We start from the raw sequence: 14,658 nt of genomic DNA, 5'->3' as shown, positions 1-14,658 counted from the left end.
GGACCGGCCCGTCCCGCCGCCGTCGCCCGCCCCCTCCGCTCCGGCCGCTCCGGCCACGTCACTCCGGACCCTCCACGGTGAGGCAGGTATCCCCATGAGAATCGCGGTCACCGGCCCGATCGTCATCGACAACCTGATGACCTTCCCCGGCCGTTTCACCCACCAGTTGCTGCCCGCCCAGCTCAAGCACCTGTCGCTCTCCTTCCTGGTCGACGACCTGGAGGTGCGCTACGGCGGCGTGGCCGCCAACGTCGCCTACGGGCTCGGCCGCCTCGGCCGCCGACCGCTGCTGCTGGGCGCGGCCGGCCGGGACTTCGGCGACTACCGGGACCGGCTGACCGAGGCCGGGGTGGACACCTCCCTGGTCCGGGTCTCGACCGAGCTGGCCACCGCCCGCTACACCAGCACCACCGACGCCGACCGCAACCGGATCACCTCCTTCCACCCCGGGGCGCTGGCCGAGGACGTCAGCCCGGGCCCGCCGGGCTGGGCGGAGGGCGTCGGGCTGGTCTTCCTCGGCCCCGCCGCGGCGGAGGTGATGGCCGCCCGCGCCGCCGAGTGCCGGCGCCTCGGCCTGCCGTACCTGGTGGACGTGGCCGGCCGGACGGAGGAACTGGGCACGGCCGGCGCCGAGGCCGTGCTGACCGGCGCCGACTGCCTGGTCACCAACCGGCGCGAGCGCGGCCTGCTGCTGGAGCACACCGGGTGGACCGCCGAGGAGGTGCTGCGGCGGGTCGGCAGCTGGGTCACCACCCTCGGCCCGGAGGGCGTCTGGATCGACTACCCGGACGAGCCCTCGCTGGCCGTCCCGGCCGCCCCGATCTCCCGGCTGCCGGACGGCGCAGGCGCGGGCGGCGCGTTCCGGGCGGGCTTCCTGGCGGGCCGGGCCGACGGCCTGCCGGACGACGCCTCGGCCCGGATCGGCTGCGTGCTGGCGGCGTACGCGCTGGAGTCGGCCGGCAGCCAGGACTACCTGTTCACCGCCGAGGCCTTCCAGGACCGGCTCGCCGAGACCTACCTAACCACTACCGATGCCAGTACCGGTTGACGGGACATCAGGATAACCACTACCGTCTCTTGTACAGGTTAGAGAGCGGGCGCCTCCGGGTGCCCCGGCCACGGGAGTGATCAGCCATGTCCAGCACCGCCACCAGCACCCTGCAGACCGGCCACATCGGCCTGAACGTCACCGACCTCGACCGCTCGACGGCGTTCTACCGCAGCGTCCTCGGCCTGGAGCTGGTGAAGGAGGGCACCGACCCCGAGCGCCGCTTCGCCTTCCTCGGCCGCGACGGCCGGCTGGTGATCACCCTCTGGCAGCAGAGCGCGGGCGCCTTCGCCACCGCGGCGCCCGGCCTGCACCACCTCTCCTTCCAGGTCGACAGCCTCGACGAGGTCCGCGCGGCCGAGCGGCTGCTGCGCGAGCTGGGCGCCGGGTTCGCCCACGACGGCGTCGTCCCGCACAGTGAGGGCGCGGCCTCCGGCGGGATCTTCTTCACCGACCCGGACGGCATCCGGCTGGAGATCTTCACCCCGCAGGGCGTGGACGCGACCGGCGCCACCGCCCCCACCGGCACGGCCCCCACCTGCGGGTTCTTCTAGACCGCCCGGCCGGATCGGGAGGCAGCCGCCATGACGGACAGCAGCAGCACGCCGTACCACCCGGGCGAGCGCGCGGTGCAGGCCCGGGCCGGCCGCACCGAGCGGGCCGACCACTCGGGCCGCGCGATCGGCCGCACCATCCCGGCCGTGGCCGCCCGCTTCCTGGCGGAGCGGCGGGTGCTGGTGGTCGGCGCCGCCGACGCCGCCGGCCGGCTCTGGGCGACCCAGCTCACCGGCGGCCCCGGCTTCCTGCGCGCACCCGACGAGCGGACCCTCACGGTGGCGGCCCGGCCCGCCGCCGAGGACCCGCTGGCCGCCGTCCTGGCCGGGCCCGCCGAGGTCGGCACCATCGCCCTGGACCCGGCCGGCCGGCGGCGGATGCGGCTCAACGGCCGCTCCGCGCCGGACGGCCGCGGCGGCCTGGTGATCACCGCCGACCAGGTCTACGCCAACTGCCCCAAGTACATCCAGCGCCGCAGCCCGCTGGAGCAGCCGTCGGCCGGCGTCCCGCACGTGGTGGCCGCCGGCGCGGTGCTCACCACCGCCCAGCGGCTGGCCGCGGCCACCACCGACACCTTCTTCATCGCCACCGCCGGTCCGGACGGCCGGGTGGACGCCTCGCACCGGGGCGGCAACCCCGGCTTCCTGCGCGCCGTCGGCCCGGACCGGCTGCGCTGGCCCGAGTACGCCGGCAACAGCATGTTCATGACGCTGGGCAACCTGGAACTCGACCCGCGCGCCGGACTGCTGCTGCCCGACTTCGAGACCGGCGGGGCGCTGCTGATCACCGGCGAGGCCCGGACCGACTGGTCCGACGCGGCGGCGGCCGGCCTGCCGGGGGCCGAGCGGGTGGTCGACCTCACCGTCACCGGCGTCGTCGAACTGGCCGACGCCACCCCGCTGACCTGGACCGGCCCCGAGTACTCCCCGGCCAACCCGCCCGCCGCCTGACCGCCGCCGGGCGGCCCGCACCCGTCCGGCCACCACCGCCGGGAGCTGACCGCCCGTCGGAGCGGCCGCCGTGCCACCGCCAGCCGTTCCCCCGCGCCACGCCCGGACCGCCGACCCTCCGTCACCCGGGCGGCTCACCCTGCCGCGCCGAGCACCCGTCCGGTTTGGGAGTTTGGTCGGACAGCACGCGATACCGGCCTGGGCACGTCACTCCTGTCGTGCCATCAGGACTGACCGGGAAAGAGGCGGAGAATGACCCCCACCGAGCAACCGGCCCCGTTGCTGGAATTCGACGAGGTCGAACCGGACGAGGACTGCATATGCGGGGGCTGCCGGGCCCGCAGCCGGGCCCGGCGGCACGCCGCGCCGGTGCACGAGGGCGGGCACGCCGCGGCCCGGAGCGTCCGCCGCCGCGCCGCCGTCCTGGTGGCCGCGGTCGGCACCGCCCTGGGCGGCGGGGCGGCCGGGGCCGCGGCGGCCCCCGCGCCGACCCCCGGCGGCGCCAGCGCCGCCCAGCCGCCCACCACCCCGCAGGGCGGGGTGAGCGGCCTCTACGGCGAGGAGCCGGGCGCCCGTTCCCCCGCCGCCCCGCGGGCCACCGCGGAGCCGCTCACCAGGGCCGCGATCGTCGAGCGGGCGCAGAGCTGGCTCGCCCAGAAGGTCCCGTACAGCATGAGCCGCTTCTGGTCCGACGGCTACCGCCAGGACTGCTCCGGCTTCGTCTCGATGGCCTGGGGCCTGGACAGCAGTCAGACCACCTGGACACTGCCCGACTTCGCCGACCGGATCACCAAGGCGGACCTCCAGCCCGGCGACATCCTGATCTACAACAACCCGGCGAACCCGCAGGCCGGCTCGCACGTGACCCTCTTCGGCGGCTGGACGGACTCCTCCCGCACCCGCTACCTGGCGTACGAGCAGACCTCCCCCGGCACCACCCGGCGGGACACCCCGTACGCCTACTGGAGCAACTCCGCCTCGTACCTCCCGTACCGCGCCAAGGCGCTCTCCACCAGCGGCAGCAGCAACGACGGCGCCGGCTCTGCGTCGACCGCCTTCCCGGGCGCCGACAAGTTCGGCCCCGGGGCGAACAACGCCCACGTCACCGAACTCGGCCGGATGCTGGTCGAGCGCGGGGGCGGCCGGTTCTACACCGAGGGCCCAGGGCCGCGCTGGGGCGAGGCCGACCGGAAGGCCACCGAGGCCTTCCAGCTCGCCCAGGGCTGGCGCGGCAGCGAGGCCGACGGCCTGCCCGGCAAGGACACCTGGAACTACCTGGTCGCCCACAAGGGCCGCGACATCCCCGCCGCCGCCACCCGGCTCCCCCCGCCCCCGGTCGCCCCCGGCGGCGACACCGCGGTGCCCGCCTTCCCGGGCGGCGACCGGTTCGCCCCGGGCGCCGACAACGCGTCCGTGACGCGGCTCGGCGAGCAGCTGGTCCGCAGGGGCTTCGGCCGGTTCTACACCGAGGGCCCCGGCCCGCGCTGGGGCGAGGCCGACCGGCTGGCCGTCCAGGCCTTCCAGCTCGCCCAGGGGTGGAGCGGCGCCGAGGCGGACGGCTACCCCGGGCCGGACACCTGGCACCGGCTGTTCGCGCCGTAGCCCTCCCGGTGCCCGCCCTACAGGGGAAGGCCGGGCGGGCGGCCCGACATCCAGTGGAAGAGACCCATCGCCACGCTGGTCGCCAGGTTGAAGCTGGAGACGCCGGGCTGCATCGGCACCGCGACCAGCCGGTCCGCCCGCGCCTTCAGCTCCGCCGAGACCCCGTGCCGCTCGGTACCGAAGGCCAGCAGCGCGTCGTCCGGCAGGGCCACCGTCCGGATGTCCGAGCCCTCCGGGTCCAGCACGTACAACGGGCCCGCGGGCAGCTCTGGCAGCGCCAGCCGCTCGACGGCGGTGGCGAAGTGCAGGCCGGCGCTGCCCCGCACCACGTTCGGGTGCCAGGGGTCCAGGTCCCCCGTGGTCACCACACCGGTGGCGCCGAAACCGGCCGCCAGCCGGATCACCGCGCCCACGTTGCCCAGGTTGCGCGGATTCTCCAGCAGCACGACCGGCGCCGTCCGGGGCCGCCGGCCGAGGGCCGCCAGGTTGGCCGCGCTGGTCGGGCGCCCGGCCAGCGCGATCACCCCGGTGGGGTGCAGCCTCGGCACCAGCGTCCGCAGCGCCGCCTCCGGCAGCTCCACGGCCAGGGCGGCCACCGCGGGGGCGACGTCCTCGGCCAGCTCGGCGGCGAGCGCCAGCAGCGCGGCCCGGTCGGCGGTCAGCACCTGCCGGACGTCCCCGCCGAAGCGCAGCGCGTGCTTGAGCGTGTGGAACCCGTCCAACAGCACCGTGTCCGGCGCCGCCGCGCCCACCCGCCACTCCCGCACCCGCTCGTCGTCCATGACGCCCACTCTGCCACCCCCGCCCCACCGCCCTCGCCGGGGCGGCCGACCGCCGGCCGAGGCCCGCCGGTGCCCGGCCCCCCACGCCGCTCCGACCGGCCGCTCCGACCGGCGGCTCCACGACGTGCCCGCAGCGTGCCCGCCGGCCCGCCGACCGGCCGGACGGCCACCGCCCGACCGCCCGCGGCTACCGCGCCGTGGACTCCTGCGCGCGCTGCGCCGGGGTGGCCGAGGCGCCCCCGCGCAGCGCGCGCTCCAGGTCCTTCAGCGCCTGGAGCAGCAGCCGGCTGCTGGTCCGGACGACATCGCGCTGGACGCTCGCCGGCGCCTGCGCCAGCCGGTCCTCCAGCCCGCGCTGCGCCTCCCGCACGGCGTCGAACTCCACCGGGCGGTCGGTGAGCAGCGCGGCCGCCGCGAGCGCGGTGGCCAGCCGCAGTTCCTCGGCGAACTCGGCGGCGCCCGGCACCGGGTCGGCGTCGGCGGTGGGCAGGTGGGCCTCCAGCAGCACGGCGACCCGGCCCAGGTGGCCGACAGCCGCCCGGGCCCGGTCCAGCTGGCGGCGGCTCACCCCGGGCAGCCCGGAGGCGTGCCGGCCGGGCTCGGCGTCGGCCCGCTGCATCGCCTGGAGCAGCTCGGACCGGGCCTCCCGGGAGTCCAGCAGCGCCGAGCGGACCTCCCGCCCGCGCGGGGCGCCCGGGTCCTCGTAGACGGCGAGCACCGCGGCCGCGTAGCGCCCGGCGGCGGCCAGCCACTCGGCCAGCCGCTCGCCGAGCCGGGCGGTCTGCCAGGTGGGGAAGAGCGCGTAGGCGAGCAGCGCGACGGAGCCGCCGAGGAAGGTCAGTCCGACCCGCTCGAAGGCGGTGACGAGCGGGTTCCCCTCCTGGAGGCCGAGCAGGAAGACGACGTAGGAGGAGATGCAGACCGTCATCAGCGCGTAGCCGGTGCGAAGGGTGAGGTACGCGCCGCCGATGCAGAGCACCGCGAGCGCGGCCAGCACCCACTCGCCGGGGTGGGCCAGCTGCACCACCAGGGTGGAGACCGCGACGCCGACCATCGTCCCGGCCAGCCGGGCCACGCCCCGGCTGTAGGTCTGCGCGAAGTCGGGCCGCATCACCATGGCGGCGGTCATCGGGGCCCAGTAGCCGTGCTCGAAGCCGAGCAGCCGGGCGAGCAGGTAGGCGAGCACCACGACCGCGGTGAGCCGGACGGCGTGCTGGAACACCGCCGAGTGCGGCTGGAGCTGGCGCCGCACCGCTCGCAGGGCGACCGGCAGCATCCGGGAGAGCGGCGGTTTGAGCAGCGCTCCGCCGGCGCCGACCACCGGCGTGCTGATGGTGTCCTCGTCGCCGCGCTCCAGGGCGTCCGCGGCCTTGCGCAGCAGCCCGGCCAGCCGGCGGGCGGCCCGTCGGCTGGCGCCCTGCAGCTCCGGCCCGTCGGCCGGGGCGGCCAGCGTGAGCGCCGGTGCGGAGCGGGGCAGCTGCAGCGGATCACCGGTGCGGACGGCCCGCGCCAGCGCGTCCATCGCCTCGGCGGCGGCGGCCAGCACGGCCCGGGCCCGGTCCCGCTCGGGCCCCTCCTCGGGGGCGCCGACCTTGGGGTCGGCGATCGCGGCCAGGGTCGGGCGGACCCGCTCGGCGATGCCGCGCAGCCCGCGCAGCTCGGGCGGCCGGCGGCGGTCCTGCCAGGGCGTCAGCGCGGCCGCGTGCCGGGCCGTCATGAACGGCGCCGGGTCGACGTGCGCCGTCGGGTCCTGGCGCAGCCGCCGGGCGTAGTCGGCGAGTTCGGCGTAGGTGTCGGCGAGCGCCTCGCGCTGGGCGGTCCAGCTGCCGATCGGCCAGAACGTGATGACGGCCGCCTGGACGACGCCGCCGAGGGCGCAGACCAGCCCGTGGCCGAGCGCGGCGGGCACGCTGACCGGGAGCTGCACCACGACCAGCATGACCGAGAGGGTGTTGGCGGCGACCACCCCGGCGGTCGGCCCGATCGCCCAGGCGAGGCCCGCCCCGAAGGACCAGACCGCGAGCAGCACCGGGAACGCCCCGTACACCCCGGCCGCCAGGTACCCGAGGAAGGTACTGGTGCCGAGACCGATCCCGGCCGCGACGGCGAGCGTGGGCCGGGGGCGGAAGCTGCGCTGGAAGGTGGCCGTCCCGGCGATGAACGCGCCCATCGCGGCCGAGGTGGCGAGCCGGGGCCCGCCCAGGGCCAGGGTCGGGAAGAGCACCAGGGCGACGGCGACGGCCCCGCGGGCCGCGCGTTTGGGGTCGGTGAGCGCCCGGTCCAGGGTCAGTCCGGTCCGCGCGGTGTCTCGGAGTGCGGCAAACCAGGACATAGCGGTCAGCTTAGGGGAGCGGCTTCGTCCGGGAGCGGAGGCTCCCGGCACGCGCCACCAGGCTCCGGGACCGTACCGCCAGACCGCCGACGCGCGCGGCGGCCCAGCGCAGCACACTGGTCGGCAGGAAGACCGCGTCCGCCGCGACCATCGCCAGCGAGAACACCGGCAGCCCCAGCAGCACCGCGATCCCCAGGTGTTCGGCCATCATCACCGCCAGCAGCACGTTCTTGATCCGCCGGTCGACCAGCGTGAACGGGAACGCCACCTGGAGCAGCACCGTCCCGTAGGAGACCAGGAAGACCGGCAGCAGGGCCGAGCCGACCAGCCCGGACAGCCCCGGCCAGGGCGTGAAGTAGTCCAGGTGCAAGGGGTAGTAGAGCGCGGTGCCGTCCTGCCAGCGCGAGCCCTGCACCTTGTACCAGCCGGCCGTGGCGTAGATCAGCACCACCTCGGCGGCGATCACCAGCATCGCGCAGTTGTGCACCATGTTCGCCAGCGCGTCCAGCACCGCGCGCGGCTCGCCGTCCGGCCGCAGCCGCCCGAGCAGCCACCAGAGCCCGGCCACCGCCCACAGGCCCCAGAACACCGGCGCCCAGCCGACGTGCGGGAAGGTCGCGGCCGTCCAGGTCAGGCTGTCCCCGGAGAAGTCGCCGAGCTGGCAGACCAGCAGCACCGCCCCCAGCACCGCCCAGAGCAGCACCCCGCTCCGCCCGGGGGCCGGCCGCCGGGCGTCCAGCGACCAGACCCGCGCGCAGCGGGTGAAGACCAGGTAGACGGCCATCAGGTGGACGACGTTGTCGCCGCCGTCGCCGAGGAAGACGTTGCGGTTCTGCAGCGACAGCACGGTGACCAGGAACAGCACGGTGCTAGCCCTGGTCCGCCAGCCCAGCAGGACGGCGAGGGCGGCCAGCACCGCCAGGTGGTAGACCAGCTCGAACCAGAGCCGCCCGCCGAACCACGGCAGCACCGTCAGCGCGCCGTTGTCCGCCAGCAGCCGCTCGGCCAGGTCGAGCGACCACGGCGAGGTGTCGCCGTAGAGCACCCGTCGGTGGGGCCACTCGCGCAGCAGGAAGGCCAGCCAGACCAGGCCGAAGCCGATCCGCACCGCGGCCGCCTGGTGGCGCCCGAGCGCCTGACCGGTGAAGGCCGCGAGGGCCCGCCCGAGGGCGGCGCGGGAGCCCGCACCGGGCCGTCCGGGGGCCGGGAGCGCCTGCGCCTCCGGCCGCGGCTGCCGGGGGATCGCGTCGAGCAGCTCCGGCCCGACCGTCGGGGGCACGTCGCTCACCCGAGCCCCCGGAAGTCCTCGTCGCCCACCGGCCACCACGGCAGCTCGCGCACCTTCGGGGCGGGCGGCGCGGCCTCCCCGCTCCAGTCCGGCGGCGGGACGGTGGCGGCCGTCACCCGGAACTCGATCTGCAGGATCCGCTCGCCATCGACGCTCCGGCCGATCCGCTGCAGCGCGATCCGCTTCAGGTACTGCTCGGCCAGCTTGCCGCGCGGGTTGGTCAGCGAGTCGTCCTGCGCGCTGTGCGAGCCCTCGTAGAAGTCCCAGGCCCGGCGGAGCAGGTTCTGGTCGGCGTGGCTGGGCGCGGGGTTGCCGCGGATCGCCGCGACGTCCCGGGCGGTCAGCCCGGTCCAGTCGTGGGTCCTGGTCGCACCGCCGTCCGCGACCGTGCGCACCCGGGCGTCCAGACTGACGTTCTGCTGGAGCGGGTTGGGGGCGAACAGCTTCCAGTTCTGCTCGAACTCCGGGTACACCAGGCCGTCGACCTGCTCCCGGTACTCCCGGGAGGCCGAGTTGGCCGGGGCCACGTGCAGGAACACCGCGGCGAGGAAGAGCCCGGTGCCCGCGACCAGCACCGCGCCGGCCACCCCGAGCACGGCCAGGGCCGGCCCCGACCAGGGCCGCCCGGCGGGCGGCGCCCCGGTGTCCTCGGTCCCGGCCATGGCATCGTCTCCCCAGCCTCCGGCCGGGAGGGGTCCCACCCTGCCGGACGTACGCCGCCGGTCCCGTCCCGGCTCGGTCGAGCGCCCATCCTGCCCTACCCGGGCGCCGGCGGTCCCGGCGGCGGCGGGGGAGGCGGCCGCACCGCGCCCCCGGAGGACGGACTAGAGGACGAAGGCGTCCCGGCCGTCGCTGCTCACCATCGGGCGCCCGGCCGACTCCCACGCGTACATCCCGCCGTCCACGTTGACCGCGTCCCGGCCGTTCTGCACCAGGTACTGGACGACCTGCGCGGAGCGCCCGCCGACCCGGCAGAGCACGTAGAGCCGCTCGTCCGGCAGCTCGGCGAGGCGGGCGATCACCTGGCCCATCGGGATGTGCAGCGCGCCGTCCACGTGGCCGGCGTCCCACTCGTCCTGCTCGCGGACGTCCAGCAGGGCGGCCTCGGCGGGGACGGCGGCGGCTTCGGCGGTGGGGATCTGCGGGAACATCGTCTGACTCTCCTGGGGCTCGGTCCGGTGGGCCCCATTGTCTCCCACCGGCTGCCCGCCGAGCAGCCGTTCCAGCTCGGCCTGCTGGGCCGCGGCCTTGGCCAGCAACTGGTCGGCGAGCTCCTCCAGCAGCCCGTCCGGATCCTGCGGGGCGAGCGCGAGCAGCTGGCCCATCGCGGTGTTCTCCAGCCTGACCTGCTCGGTGGCGGTCTCGGCGATCTTGGCGGTGAGCCACTCCAGCCGTCGGCGCAGCCAACCGAGCCGGTCCGGGGCGTCCACCGCGGGCGCCGCCTCGGGGGCGGTGGACCACTCGGCGGCCAGGCCCTCCAGGGCCTCGGTGTCGCCGTACGCGTAGGCCTCGTTGACCCGGGCGATGAAGGCCGCCCGGCGCAGTTGCTCGGCCGGGTCGGTGGTCAGGTCGGGGTGGGCGCGGCGGACGAGCTCGCGGTAGACCCGCTGGGCGTCCCGGCCGGGCCGCACCCGGGCCGGCGCGGCCGGCGGCGCGGTGGCCGCGTCCTGCTCCTGCACGCTGTCGAACAGCGCGTCCAGGTCGGGGAGTTCGTCCACCCGCAGGCGCGCCTCGGCGGCCCGCCGGAGGTCCTCGGGGTGCCCGGTCCGGGTGGCCACCGTCTCGGCGATCAGCGCGTCCAGCTCGTCCAGCCGGGCGTAGAGCGGGCCGAGCAGCTGATGGTGGATCAGCGCGAAGTTGTCGATCTCGACCCGCAGCGTCTGCGTGTCGACGTCCATGGTCAGCCAGGCGAGTTCGGCGGCGGCGACCCGCTCCTCCAGCTCCTGCTGCTCCGGATCCGTCCAACGGGCGGGGCTCTGCGCGGTCACGTCTCGCCTCTGTCTCGTCCTGCCGGCTCGTCCTGCTGCCGTGCCCTCCGCCGTACCGGGAGCGGCACGCCCGCCCCGCTGGGCGGCCCGGCCTGCCACCCTACCTCCGTGCGCGCTGCTCCTCCCGGGTGGACGAGGAGCGCGGCCGGCGGCGCACCCCCGTGCCGCTCAACTGATACTGATGAATCTCCCCGTTTCGCTATCGAGCCCGGCCCGGTCCGTGCTTCGCTGGTACGCACAGCGTGCCTCCTCCAGAGAGACGGCCACCTCCAGGCGTGGCGGCCAGGCGGGAGCAGACCGAATCCATGGTGGACGAGCCCAACTCAACACCGCGTCCGGCGGCCGGCACGGCCGGGTCCGGGGCCTTACCGGGCGACCAGCCCTCAGGGGTGGTCGCGCTGGTCCGGCTCGCCCTCGTCCTGGTCGACCGGACGGGCCGTATCGCGCAGTGGAGCAGGTCCGCCGAGGAGTTGTTCGGGCACCGCGCCGACGTCACCCACGACCGCCCCGCCTCCGGCCTGCTGCCGGCCGTCGAGCCGCGCAGCGTCCCCGGCCCGGCCGCCGCCCCCGCCGTCCGGCACCGACGCGACGCGCTGGACACCCTGGCCGAGCTGACCTCCGGCGGCCGTCCGTGGGCCGGGCAGATGCCGGTCGTCGACCGCGAGGAGCACCTGCGCGACGTGCTCTGGTGGGCCTATCCGCTGGCCGGCCGGACCGGCGGGCTGCTGGCCCTGGCCGCCGACGCCCGCCCGCTGCGCTCCACCGGGCCGCGGCTCGCGCTCGGCGAGCGCCTGCTGCCGTTCGCCGCCACCCCCGCCGCCCGGGGCGGCTTCCACCGGCTCACCGCCGCCCTGACCGCGCCCGGCCGCCCGGTGCCCGAGCCGCTCGCCCGGCTGCTGCCGGCCGGCTCCGGCGACCGCCCGGCCGCGCTGCTCGACGCGCTCGCCCGGGCCGGTCTGCCCGCCCTGCGGCTGGACGCCGGCACCGTGCTCCCCGTACTGCCGGCCGATCCGCAGGCCGGCACCGCGCACGCGGCCGCGGGCATCGGCCGCCGCTACCCGACCGCCCAGCAGCGGGCCGCCCGGCTCGGCCCGCCCCCGCAGCCCGAGCAGCCCGCCCCCGGCCGGCGGCCGGCCGGTCCACTGCCCGTCCAGCGCGAGGCCGCCGACCGGCCCGCCGCCCCGGCCGCCCGGCCCGCCGGCGCCGCGGGCGCGGCCTCGGCGTCCGCCCCGGCCGTCCCCGCCCCGCCCAGAGGAGGCGCCACCATCGAGCAGGCCGCCGTCGAGTCGTCCGCCCCCGGGCATCTGGTCCACCGCGGTGACCAGGCCCCGCCCGGCGCCGTCCCCTCCCCCGCCGAGGCACCGTGCGGCACGGGCGCCGCGTCGGGCGCCACCGCGTCGGGCGGCCGGCTCTCCCCGTTCCTGACCAACGGCCAGGCCGGGGAACAACTGGCCCTGCTGGGCGAGGTCGGCGGCAAGGTCGGCACCACCCTGGACCTCGGCTTCACCGCGCGCGAGCTCTGCCAGGTGCTCGTCCCCCGGGTCGCCGACTTCGCCTGCGTCGACCTGGTGGACGGCCTGATCTCCGACTCCGAGCTGCCCGAGGCCCGGCCGGACGACGACACCATGCTGCGCCGGGTCGCCCTGGCCAACAACGACTCGACCGGCCAGTGGGACCACGTCCTCGCCGAGGGCTCGCTGGTCGCGATGCCCCGGCACACCCCGCCCGGGATGGCCCTCCAGCTGAACCAGCCGGTCCTGGTCCCGGTGATCAGCGAGGACGTCGCGGTCGACTACGCCGCCGCGCTGGGCGGTGTCCGGCTCGCGCCGGTGGTCTCCGGCCGCTCGATGCTGGTCGTGCCGCTCTCCGCCCGGGGCACCGTGCTCGGCATCCTCAAGCTGCTCCGGCTGCCCGACCGCGCCCCCTTCGACGAGGGCGACGCCGCCACCCTCAAGGAGCTGGCCGCCCGCGCCGCGCTCTCGCTGGACAACGCCCGGCTGCACCGCGCCGAGTCCAAGGTCGCCACCGTCCTGCAGCGTTCGATGATCCCGACCCGCCCGCCACAGATCCCCGGCGTGCAGATCGCCCACCGCTACCTGCCGGGCGACTCCAAGGCCGAGGTCGGCGGGGACTGGTTCGACGCGATCCAGCTGCCCGGCAGCCGGGTCGCCCTGGTGGTCGGCGACGTGATGGGCCACGGCCTGCACTCGGCCGCCGCGATGGGCCGCTTCCGCACCGCGATGCAGACCCTCGCCGCCCTGGACCTGCCGCCCGGCCAGCTGCTGCGCCACCTGGACAACCTGGCCCAGAAGCTCGGCGACGACCATCTGGCCACCTGCCTGTACGCGGTCTACGACCCGATCAACCGGACCTGCGAGCTGGCCAGCGCCGGCCACGTCCCGCCGGTGCTGGTGCACCCGGACGGCACCGGCGAGCTGCTGGAGATCCCGGCCGGCGCGCCGATCGGCGTCGGCGGGGTGCCGTTCGTCGCCAAGACCATCGACGTCTCGGACGGCTCGATGCTGGTGCTCTGCACCGACGGCCTGGTCGAGGTCAGGGGCGGCGACATAGGTACCGGGCTGGCCGCGCTCTGCGGCAATCTGATCGACCCGCAGCGCAGCCCCGAGGAGGCCTGCGACGTCGTCCTGGACCGGCTGCACTCGGACGACCGCAAGGACGACGTCGCCCTGCTGGTGGCCCGCTTCGACGGCGTCGCGCCGACCGAGGTGGCCACCTGGGACCTCACCGTGGACCACCGCGAGGTCGGCCGGGCCCGCGCGCTGGTGCGCGAGCAGCTGACCGGCTGGCACCTGGAGGGGCTCCGCGACACCACCGAGCTGCTGGTCAGCGAACTGGTGACGAACGCCGTCCGGGTCGCCCGGGACCGCGTCCAGCTCCAGCTGATCCGGGTGGACAAGCTGCTGGTCGAGGTCAGCGACGACAACCACAACCTGCCGTCGCTGGAGCCCGCCGAACAGCTCGGCGAGACCGGCCGCGGCCTGACGCTGGTCACCAAGCTCGCCGAGCGCTGGGGCACCGCCCGCAAGGCGGTCGGCAAGGTGGTCTGGTTCGAACTGCCGCTACCGCCCCCCGGCTGAGCGCCGGGTGCGGGCCCCCGCCCGCGCCCGGCCGACCGGCCCCGCCGGACAGCTCCGTGACGCCCCGCACCGGCCCCCGGGCCGTCCCCTAGGGGATCGCCGCGCCCGCCGACCGCCGGCGCCGGGCCTCCGTGGCCACCTCGATCGAGGCGGCCGCGGCCACCGAGGCCGCCGCGCCGACCCCGGCCAGCACCCGCGGCCAGAAGTCCCCGAACACCTCCACCGAGACGGCGATCAGCAGCGCGGTGACCACCGCGACGACGTGCTCCAGGCCCGCCAGGTTCGGCAGCACGACCGCTTCACCGACCATCAGCGCGACCACCACACCGGCCGTGAACCAGGCCCGGCAGCGGAACGCTATGCAGATCGCCAGCGCCACCACCGCCGCCGAGGGACCGGTGTCCCGGACGTACGCCACCCACTTCGGGAAGCCGAACATGTGGTCCGGACCGATCGCCACACCGACCCGGGCGAACAGCGTCCCGGCCAGCGTGCAGGCGTAGGCCACCACCAGGGTGAGCCGCCGTCCGAGCACGATCTCGGCGATCCCGAAGACCACGAACACCTGGGCCAGCGCCCCCCAGACCGGCAGGTCCAGCGCAGGCACGTACAGCGAGAGCGGTGTGCGCAGCAGCGAGACGTCCAGCGGCAGCGCCGCCTTCACCACCCCGATCCGGGTGACGAACCGCTCGCCGCCCGGCAGGTGCTGCACGATGCTGAACAGCAGGATCAGCGCGGTCGCCGCCGTCGACAGCGGAACGGCGGCGAACTTCTTCGCCACCAGCCGGTCCCGGACCGTCCCGAACAACGTCCCCCACTCGGCGACAGCGGCCGCACCGGCAATAGCCAGCGGCCCCTTTCGCACGCCCCCCGCGTGGGTCCTGTAAATCACAACCGTCTCTCCAAATCCCCGAAGCCGCGAACGCCTTCTCGACCACTCCAACATTAGAAGCCGGTTGATGAATCCACATCGGCATAAAAGTGGAGCGGCCTCATCCTCTGGGGGGAGAGAAAC

The 14,658-nt window shown here is 76.1% G+C and carries 11 protein-coding genes; 5 read left to right on the top strand and 6 right to left on the bottom strand.

Going from position 1 to position 14,658, the window contains the following annotated elements; all coding sequences use genetic code 11:
- Positions 1-94: 94 nt before the first annotated feature.
- From ACZ34W_RS04200 to ACZ34W_RS04185, 4 genes are all read left to right on the top strand, one after another.
- Positions 95-1,048 carry a PfkB family carbohydrate kinase gene (locus ACZ34W_RS04200; RefSeq protein ID WP_465601582.1) on the top strand — a complete coding sequence of 318 codons (954 nt, stop codon included), beginning with the start codon at positions 95-97 and terminating at the stop codon, positions 1,046-1,048.
- Between the two features lie 86 nt (positions 1,049-1,134).
- Complete coding sequence (locus tag ACZ34W_RS04195) at positions 1,135-1,602, top strand: VOC family protein (protein ID WP_329488834.1); 468 nt, start codon at positions 1,135-1,137, stop codon at positions 1,600-1,602.
- 30 nt (positions 1,603-1,632) lie between these two features.
- Positions 1,633-2,553 carry a pyridoxamine 5'-phosphate oxidase family protein gene (locus ACZ34W_RS04190; RefSeq protein ID WP_465601579.1) on the top strand — a complete coding sequence of 307 codons (921 nt, stop codon included), beginning with the start codon at positions 1,633-1,635 and terminating at the stop codon, positions 2,551-2,553.
- A gap of 252 nt (positions 2,554-2,805) precedes the next feature.
- Positions 2,806-4,155 carry a peptidoglycan-binding protein gene (locus ACZ34W_RS04185; RefSeq protein WP_329488832.1) on the top strand — a complete coding sequence of 450 codons (1,350 nt, stop codon included), beginning with the start codon at positions 2,806-2,808 and terminating at the stop codon, positions 4,153-4,155.
- A gap of 17 nt (positions 4,156-4,172) precedes the next feature.
- Here the strand turns inward: ACZ34W_RS04185 and ACZ34W_RS04180 are convergent, their stop codons facing one another.
- The 5 genes from ACZ34W_RS04180 to ACZ34W_RS04160 form a co-directional block, all read right to left on the bottom strand.
- Complete coding sequence (locus ACZ34W_RS04180) at positions 4,173-4,937, bottom strand: TrmH family RNA methyltransferase (RefSeq protein ID WP_465601575.1); 765 nt, start codon at positions 4,935-4,937, stop codon at positions 4,173-4,175.
- A 187-nt stretch (positions 4,938-5,124) separates the two neighbouring features.
- Positions 5,125-7,269: an FUSC family protein gene (locus tag ACZ34W_RS04175; RefSeq protein ID WP_329488830.1), complete on the bottom strand. Its 2,145-nt coding sequence runs from the start codon at positions 7,267-7,269 to the stop codon at positions 5,125-5,127.
- A gap of 10 nt (positions 7,270-7,279) precedes the next feature.
- Positions 7,280-8,557, bottom strand: a complete 1,278-nt coding sequence (locus ACZ34W_RS04170; RefSeq protein ID WP_465601572.1) for an HTTM domain-containing protein — start codon at positions 8,555-8,557, stop codon at positions 7,280-7,282.
- A complete protein-coding gene (locus ACZ34W_RS04165) occupies positions 8,554-9,219 on the bottom strand; it encodes a DUF5819 family protein (protein WP_329488828.1) in 666 nt (221 codons plus the stop codon). Before ACZ34W_RS04165 ends, ACZ34W_RS04170 begins: the two co-directional genes overlap by 4 nt.
- 162 nt (positions 9,220-9,381) lie before the next feature.
- Positions 9,382-10,545 (bottom strand): rhodanese-like domain-containing protein, encoded by a 1,164-nt coding sequence (locus ACZ34W_RS04160; RefSeq protein ID WP_329488827.1) that lies wholly within the window; start codon positions 10,543-10,545, stop codon positions 9,382-9,384.
- Positions 10,546-10,850: 305 nt separating this feature from the next.
- Between ACZ34W_RS04160 and ACZ34W_RS04155 the strand changes: the two genes are divergently transcribed.
- Positions 10,851-13,643: a SpoIIE family protein phosphatase gene (locus tag ACZ34W_RS04155; RefSeq protein ID WP_465601567.1), complete on the top strand. Its 2,793-nt coding sequence runs from the start codon at positions 10,851-10,853 to the stop codon at positions 13,641-13,643.
- A gap of 88 nt (positions 13,644-13,731) precedes the next feature.
- Here ACZ34W_RS04155 and ACZ34W_RS04150 read toward each other — a convergent pair whose 3' ends face one another.
- Entirely contained in the window at positions 13,732-14,508 is a 777-nt protein-coding gene (locus ACZ34W_RS04150; RefSeq protein ID WP_329488824.1) for a hypothetical protein, read from the bottom strand.
- Between the last annotated feature and the right edge of the window lie 150 nt (positions 14,509-14,658).

It is taken from the genome of Kitasatospora sp. NPDC022856, assembly GCF_055561235.1.
The sequence above is the reverse complement of the archived record's forward strand: the minus strand, read 5'-3'. Positions and strand labels throughout refer to the sequence as shown.

Excerpts from the sequence above, each read along its gene's own strand:
- ACZ34W_RS04165 (WP_329488828.1), bottom strand. The coding sequence starts at position 9,219 with ATGGCCGGGACCGAGGACACCGGGGCGCCGCCCGCCGGGCGGCCCTGG.
- ACZ34W_RS04190 (WP_465601579.1), top strand. The coding sequence starts at position 1,633 with ATGACGGACAGCAGCAGCACGCCGTACCACCCGGGCGAGCGCGCGGTG.
- ACZ34W_RS04180 (WP_465601575.1), bottom strand. The coding sequence starts at position 4,937 with ATGGACGACGAGCGGGTGCGGGAGTGGCGGGTGGGCGCGGCGGCGCCG.
- ACZ34W_RS04155 (WP_465601567.1), top strand. The coding sequence starts at position 10,851 with ATGGTGGACGAGCCCAACTCAACACCGCGTCCGGCGGCCGGCACGGCC.
- ACZ34W_RS04175 (WP_329488830.1), bottom strand. The coding sequence starts at position 7,269 with ATGTCCTGGTTTGCCGCACTCCGAGACACCGCGCGGACCGGACTGACC.
- ACZ34W_RS04200 (WP_465601582.1), top strand. The coding sequence starts at position 95 with ATGAGAATCGCGGTCACCGGCCCGATCGTCATCGACAACCTGATGACC.
- ACZ34W_RS04195 (WP_329488834.1), top strand. The coding sequence starts at position 1,135 with ATGTCCAGCACCGCCACCAGCACCCTGCAGACCGGCCACATCGGCCTG.
- ACZ34W_RS04185 (WP_329488832.1), top strand. The coding sequence starts at position 2,806 with ATGACCCCCACCGAGCAACCGGCCCCGTTGCTGGAATTCGACGAGGTC.